Source organism: Flavobacterium anseongense (genome assembly GCF_021608185.1).
Lineage (GTDB): Bacteria > Bacteroidota > Bacteroidia > Flavobacteriales > Flavobacteriaceae > Flavobacterium > Flavobacterium anseongense.
In genome coordinates, this window is the sequence record NZ_JAKIHN010000012.1 from 41310 (window position 1) to 49495 (window position 8186).

Consider the following 8186-nt stretch of genomic DNA (forward strand, 5'->3'; position numbering starts at 1 on the left):
TTATTTCTCTAGAATCTCTAAAAGCACTTCGCTTTCGGTTCCGTTCGGTAAGGATATTTTAAGTTTTTGGGAAAGTGTTGGCGCAATCTCAGTGATTACCTTTCTATCGTGAGATTCTCCTTTTTTGATATTCCATCCATAAAACAATAACGGCACATGAGTATCATAACTATAAGTCGTTCCGTGTGATGTTCCGGTTGGACCGTATTCGATATAACCCGGTTTATCAAGTACAATCATATCGCCGTTTTGCGTTACGTCGTATCCTTTCGCTATGCAATTCAAATGATAATCTGCACCTGAATTGGCTAAAATTTCTTCTTCCGTATAAACTCGTTTTACATAGTTTTGTGTCATTAAGAAGTCTTTGAAAGCTTGTTTTACCTTAACCAAATCCAAGCCTTTTGCTTTAATTTTTTCTTTATCAAAAAACAAATTAAAACTCTCGTAGTTCAAGACCAAATCTTCTCCAAAAGTATCCGTTGAGAATTTCTTCAGATTCTTGTTGCTTTCTTTACTATCAATATTGGTTACGTCGTATTTGTTATCATTTAAGAAACGGACATTTTCAGCTCCGGCATGATCAGCAGTCAGGAAAACTAAATAATTCCCTTTTCCAACGGTTTTATCAAGATAGTTAAGAAAATCGGCAATCGTCAAATCTAAACGCAGATAGGTATCCTGCAACTCTATTGAACGTGGACCAAGAATGTGTCCAACATAATCGGTTGAAGAAAAACTAACCGCTAAAAAATCGGTAGTAGTGTCTTTTCCTAAAGATTCTTTTTCGATGGCCAGTTTAGCAAAATCGGCAACATAATCATTCCCAAAAGGTGTTGCTCTCAAAATCCCCGGATTGTTTTTTTCGAGCATTGTTTTTAAATCATACGGAAAAACAGGTCTCTCCACTTTATATAATTTCCCTTCATACGGATTATCATCTGGCAAACTTTCATCATAGGTTGCGATTGGTTTTAATAAATTCCAACCCTGATTAATATACTTCATATAGCCTTTTTGCGCATTGAAATCGGCTGCCCAATCCGGCATTTTTTCTCCATAAAAAGTACTCGAAATAAAGTTGCCGGTTTTGCTGTACCAAAATGCCCAATTCGCAAAATGTCCGGCAGGAAGAATAGCGCCTCTGTCTTTCATACTGATGCCAATCACCTTCCCTTTAAAATTCGTTGACAAACGAAGCTCGTCTGTTATGGTTGTTGTTTGGAGATTCTTTGGTGACATTTCTCCTTCTTCTTTGCTACCATCGCCAAGTGTTTTTACCGAAGCATCATCTGTACAATAAACTTCTTTTCCAGCTTTTCTACTAAACCATTCATTACTTACGATTCCGTGCATTGCCGGAGTTGTTCCTGTATAAATTGAAGCATGTCCTGGTGCTGTATACGTTGGCATATAATTATAATGCATATTGTAAAAAGTGTAGCCTTCATTCATCAAACGCTTAAAACCGTTTTCAGAAAAATCACTTTGAAAGCGATAGAGGTATTCCGTTTTCATCTGATCAACTACAATTCCAACGACAAGTTTTGGCCTTTGTTGTGCGGTTAAATTTGAAATAAGAAACAGAAATACGAGAGGAAGAAACTTTTTCATAATATAAAATTGCATTACAAAAATACAGATTCGGGATGAATAGTTTACAAAAAAAATGCACACCGATTAAAGTGTGCATTTTGCTAAAAAATCCCAATATTTATTAACAACAACTAACTCCTATTTCAAAATCATAAATGTACATCTACGATTTGTGGCATGCTCTGCTTCGGTACAATCATTTTTAGGACAAATAATTAATGGTTTGGTTTCGCCATAACCTATAGAACGCAGTCTTTTTCTATCAATTCCGTTTTGAACCAAATATTCTAATGCTGAAGCTGCACGTTTGTTTGACAATCTTAAATTATAAACTGCTGATGCACGTGAATCGGTATGTGAACCAATCTGAATCTCCATGTATGGATATTTTTTCAACAAGCCTACTAAGACATCAAGTACTTGTGCTGCTTGTGGTTTGATATTCCATTTATCCAAATCGAAATAGATATTTTCTAACTCGATAAGAACTGTTCCGTCATCTTTTTTATTGATAATATCTTCCGCATCATAGTATGACTCTACTTTCATTTGTAAATCTATGTATACTTTTCCTTTCTGACTGGTATCAAACTCGGCTTCGGCAGGAATATAAAAATCCTTGAAAGCCATGATTTTGTATTTCTTATTTGGCTCGGTATTGAAAGTGAAGGAACCATCTTTACCTACCAAAACTTCTTCAAGAAGATTGCCTTTGTCATCAAATAATTTTACGGTTGCGCCGGGCAAAAGTTCGGTTGACTTTAAATCCCGTACTTCACCTTCAACTAAGTATTGCAATTTGTTCTCTTCCTGAATGAAAGTGTATAAATTATCATCACCGGTTCGGTTGGAAGCGAAATAACCTTTGTCGTTTTTCTCATCCAAAATGAAATTGAAATCATCCATTTCGCTATTGATGGTTGAGCCTAAGTTGAGCGGTTTATCAAACTCGGTATCACTCAATTTTAAACTCATGAAAACATCTAAATTTCCATTACCCTGATGACCATCGGAAGCAAAATAAAGCGTTCCTTCTTCGGTTAAAAAAGGAAACTGTTCTCTATGGATTGTGTTAATCGTTTCACCTAAATTCTTTGGCTGGCCGTAAGTTCCGTCTTCATTTACATCGACCACAAAAATATCCATTGAACCTACTGTTCCCGGCATATCGCTGGCGAAGTAAAGTTTTTTTCCGTCTTTGGTTAGGAATGGATGCTCGACAGAATACGAATCACTTGAGAATGGCAGCATCGTTATGTTAGTCCATTTCCCGTCCACAAATTCAGCTTTATAGATTTTAATCATAGCTACTTTCTCGTCGCCAATCTGAACTTGTTTTTCACCGCTTCTGTTGAAATACATTGTTTTTCCATCGGCGCTGAATGTTGCCGAACTTTCGTGTTTTTTAGTATTGATAATTGGCGGAAACGGTTCAACACTTACTAATTGTCCTTGACTGTCGACTGATGCCGAAAATAAATCCAAATACGGTTTATCATTCCAGCCATAAGCTTTTTCAGCGGCGTTTCTGGTGGAAGCAAAAGTTACTTTATCGCCATAAAAAGCAATTCCGAAATCGCCGTTGGTTTTGTTTTTTGACATGATTTGCAACTTGAAACTATTTGGTGTATTTCGCGTTACATTTTTCATGAATTTTGGTGTGTTCTGCTCAAAACCTAAATACTCCGACATGATTGCATCGCCTTTGTCAAAATCTTTTGTTCCTTTAAGTGCATTAGCGTATCTGAAAAAAACTTCTTTTTTTACACTGTCTTTAAAGGTGAAAAATAGTTGTCCGTAGGCTCGAACGGCATTTGTCATTTGGAAATTGTAATAGTAACAATCGCCTAAATTTTGCAACACTTGTTTGGTTTGTTTGGTCTGAATAATTTGTTCATAAGCTTCGGCAGCTTTGACATAAGACTTACTTGCAAACAAAGAATTGGCTTGTTTAACACTGACTTTCTTTTGGGCAAAAAGAGTGGTGATACTGCAAAAAACAAAAAGTATGTAGTAGTATTTTTTCATCATTTTCATTTTTAAAAGAATCGTGGGGATTTATCGTAACCTGCACCTTTACCGGAGAGTTTACCTAAATCTAAATCAAATAGTACAAAAACTTCGTGTGAACCCGAATTAAACGCTCCCAAATTGGAAAGCGTATAATCATAAGAATAACCTATTCTCAATGTTGGCGTTACATAAAAACTAGCTAAACCGCTAACCGAATCTCCCATTCGGTATCCAACTCCGGCTTCAAATTTATTGTTGATTAAAACATTGGTTGTCAAATCTAATGCAACCGGTGCGCCTTCAACTCCTTTGGCCATAAAGGCAGGTTTGAGTTTGAAGTTATCATTTCCGTTAAACGTAAACACATAACCACCAGTCATAAAAAAGTGAACCGATTCAACACCACTTCCGGCGTGACCGTTTATGGTTTCAATATGCCTTGATGTCATTAAGTTTGGTGCTGAAAACCCAAGGTAATAGTTCGAGCCAAACAGGTAAGTACCGGCTCCAATATTCGGAAACGTTTGGTTTATGTTATTCTGAAACGCAGGATCGGGAACCGGATCAGTAAGTACAAATCCGTTGAAATTAGTATCAAACAAAGTAACTCCGGCTTTTAATCCGAAAGAAAGTTTAGTAGTTTCTCCTAATGGTAAAACATAGGCAAAGTCAGCAAAAATATTGTTCTCTTTCACAACATCTCCAATTTCATCATGAACAACAGAGATACCGATTTCTACTCTCTTAGATAAAGGTTTGTGGGCAAAAAAGGTTTGGGTTGTTGGTGCGCCTTTTATTCCAACCCATTGTGCGCGATATAATCCTCCCATATTAATAACATCAGCATTATCTGTTGCATAAGCCGGATTCATGACGCTCATATTATACATATAGTGAGTAAACTGCGGATCTTGTTGTGCACTTAATTTTGATGTTAAAAAAACAACAAGCAGTACTAAGAGGTATTTAATAATTTTATGTTTCATAGTTGCACTCATTTGTACTTTATCTGTTTAGATATAATCTGCCTTGAATAGCTTTTCTTGTTCCATCTCTGAAATCTAAGATGTAGAAATAAACTCCTGTTGGTAGTAATTTATCGCCTAAATTCAAACCGCCTTCCGTGGTTGTTCCATCCCAATTCTCTTTATTTCTGTTTCCTGTATAGATTAAGCTTCCGTAGCGATTGTATATTTCCAATTTGAAATTTGGATAAAGAATAGCAAGATTCGGAATTTCAAATGTGTCGTTTATACCATCGTTGTTTGGAGAGAAACCATCCGGAATGATAACATCACAAACCGTTAAATCAACAGTAACCGAAAGACGCAGGCTTTCACAACCGGTTGCAGAAACTACTGCTCCATAATATGTTACTCCATTTATCAATAAGTCAGAAGGATTGTAAGCTGTTCCGCCTGTTAATGCATCATACCAAATCATAGTTGGCGTTCCAACAATATTTGCTGATAAGTCGGCGATGGTTGGCGCAGGGACATTGGTTCCGCAGAAAAGCTCTCCTCTATCAATTAACACCGGTGCAGGGTCTGATACGACATCGAAATTCCCTGCTAATGCAGCTGCTCCATTTAATCCACAAGTATTGCTCGGAGAAGTTAGGTCAGTAATTTGAATTGTTGTCTGCCCGTTATTTAGTATGCTTGCACCAGGTATTATGAATGTTGCACCACCATTGGTAAAGGTTACCGAAATAGTAGCTGTTCCTGAATTTGCTCCTGATAACTGATAAGTCAATGAATAAGTTCCATCAGGTAAATTACTAATTCCGGTTATGGTAACATTACTGTCCGAATTAGGGCAAGTATCCTGAGCTGAAACAGTAGCTGTACCGGCATTTGGAATTGGATTAATAGTGAAATTAGCCGTAGCATTCTCACCAGCATTAGTACAACCTGTTGCGGCTATTATTCCGTTAACGGTTAACGTATAATTTCCTGCAGTAGTAAATACTGTTGACGGAACCGCAAATTGTCCAACGCCTGACGTTACAGTAACATCGCCCGAATTTCCTGTTACCGGAGTTGCGCCCGGAATAGAATAATTAAATTGATAAACTCCATCAGGTAAGTTTATAGCACCGTTTATATTCACTGTTATACCATTTCCAAGACAAACATTGGCAATACTTAGATTTGCATTATCGATATCTGCTAATGGTCTTATAATTAATTGTATAGCAACGTTTACTAGTATGTTGGTACAAGTTGTTGCATTGTTAGTGATACTGGTAAATGAAATTACTGTTGTTCCTACATTCGGAATTGATGCTGTTGGAATCGTAAAGTTTCCGATACCGGCAGCAATGGTAACTATTACAGATTGACCTGCTAAAGTGTTGCTTCCGCTCAAATCATAATTTAAAGTGTAGGTTCCATCAACCATTCCGTTCAGATTCACAATAGCATTAGTTCCAATACAAGTTGGTGATGTCGAAATGTTCAGTGTTGTTAATTGTGGATTAGCATAAACTGTAAATTGCACCTGTTCCGTATCCGGACCGCAGGCATTGTCTACTCTATAAGTATAAGTGTAAGTTCCTGCCGAAAAACCGCTGATGTTTATCGGTGAAGTTACTACCACAGAAGCACTATCTGTCCAAACTCCACCAGCATCTTCACCATTTAAAAGTGCGGCTAAATCAATTATTCCGACTGATGGACAAACAGATGTTAAACCTGTAAATGTTCCTGCTGTTAATGGAGCAACTACGGCAAATGTAATGTTCGCATCTTCATTCATATTAGAACAACCTGTTGTGGTGGTAATGCTGCTAATAGTAATTGTATAACTTCCAACTGTTGCAAAAACCGAAGCCGGAATTGTGAACTGACCATTTCCACCTGTTATGGTAATGTCTCCTGAGTTACCTGTTGCTGGAGTTCCTGTCGGAATGCTGTAATTGAATTGATAAACACCATCCGGAAGATTCGTTGCATTTGATATTACAACGGTTGCTACACTTCCAATACAAATAGTAGAAACCGCAATATTGGCATTATCAATTTGAACTATCGGATTGATAACAATTGTTCCAACCGCATTGCTCAAAGCTATTAAACAAGTCGTTGTTAGATCTTGAATAGTATTGAATGTAATTGTGGTTGTACCGATATTAGGAACGTTGGCTGCAGGAATAGTAAAGCTACCATTTCCACCAGAAACTACTACCGTTACGTTCTGATTTGCAAGTGTATTGCTTCCGCTTAAATCATAGTTCAAAGTGTATGTACCATCTACCATTCCGGTTAAATTCACGGTCACATCTAAACCAATACAAATCGGAGAAATGGTAATATTAGAAGAAGCTATTATCGGATTTGGCAACACTGTAAACTGTACATCTTGTGTATCAGTTCCACATGAATTTGTTACCGAATAAGTATAGGTATAAGTTCCGGCAACAAAAGCAGAAATATCTACTGGTGTAGTTGCAGACCAAGTGCCTCCGGCATCCTGACCTGTTAATAAAGTATTCAAATCAATAGTTCCAACCGAAGTACAAACCGGAGGAATTGTAACTGCATCACCCGCATTTGGCAACGGATTTACAATCACAGTTACCGTTGAAGTTCCGTCTGCACAAGGAGAAGTTCCCAATACTGTATAAGTGAAATGATAGGTTCCAACACCAACTGCCGATGGGTTAAAAAAATTGTTTATCAATGCACCGGTAGCATCATCATCACTCCAGTTTCCGGCATCCTGAGTTCCATCTAAACCAGTAAATAAATCAAGAGAAGTCACATTCGCACAAGTGTTTAATGTTTGTCCAACTCCACCTGTATTTGGTGCTTGAGTTATAGAAACAGTTACTGTTGCGGCTGAAGGTGTAATACAAGTACTTCCAACGGTATATGTATACGTTCCGGCTGTATCAATTGTTGGATCAAAAAATCCGGTTCCGCTGGCTAAAGCTGGTGACCAAATCCCACCTGTTTGTGGTGTTCCTCCAAGAGAAAGAAATAAATCTTCGGGAGAACCATTTGAGCAAAATGTTTTAGTTCCATCTGTCCCAGCATCCGGAATTGGGTTCACTGTTACCGATATTGTAGCAATGTCATTTGAACAAGGTGCTGTTCCAGACAAAGTATAGGTATAATTCCCTTGTGGATCAACTGCTGGGTCAAAAACTCCTGATCCACTCGCCATAGCTGGCACCCATGTTCCTCCTACTTCAGCATTTGGACCTAATAATAAAAATAAATCTTGAGCAGGATTGTTTATACAAATCACAAGTGAATTATCATTTCCGGCTTCAGGACCTTGAGTAACTACAACTGTAACAGTGGCTGTATCATCAACACAAGGTGCAATTCCTGCAACTGTATATGTATAAACCCCTGAAGGATCTACTGCAGGATTAAAAGTCCCACTACCACTTGCTAAAGCTGGTGACCAAGTTCCTCCGGCTTGAGGTGTTCCTAACAAAGAATTAAATAAATCTACAGCATTTTGATTAGAACAAATATCCAATGTTCCATCATTCCCAGCATCTGCTAAAGGATTAATTACAACGGTAGTTTGTCCCGGTAAACTCGGACAGGTAGTTGTCGTAT

General features: G+C 37.7%; 4 protein-coding genes. All 4 read right to left on the minus strand.

Features of this window, described 5'->3' with window-relative positions; genetic code table 11:
- Nucleotides 1-1614: an alkaline phosphatase PafA gene (gene pafA / locus L1S35_RS12775; protein ID WP_236401300.1), complete on the minus strand. Its 1614-nt coding sequence runs from the start codon at nt 1612-1614 to the stop codon at nt 1-3.
- Between the two features lie 120 nt (nt 1615-1734).
- The gene (locus L1S35_RS12780; protein ID WP_236401302.1) at nt 1735-3624 is read right to left on the minus strand and encodes an OmpA family protein; all 1890 of its coding nucleotides are present in this window, start codon (nt 3622-3624) and stop codon (nt 1735-1737) included.
- A gap of 11 nt (nt 3625-3635) precedes the next feature.
- Complete coding sequence (locus tag L1S35_RS12785) at nt 3636-4595, minus strand: PorP/SprF family type IX secretion system membrane protein (protein ID WP_236401304.1); 960 nt, start codon at nt 4593-4595, stop codon at nt 3636-3638.
- Between the two features lie 19 nt (nt 4596-4614).
- Nucleotides 4615-8186 (minus strand): T9SS type B sorting domain-containing protein (locus L1S35_RS12790; protein ID WP_236401307.1); only part of this gene is annotated, 3572 nt, incomplete at its 5' end.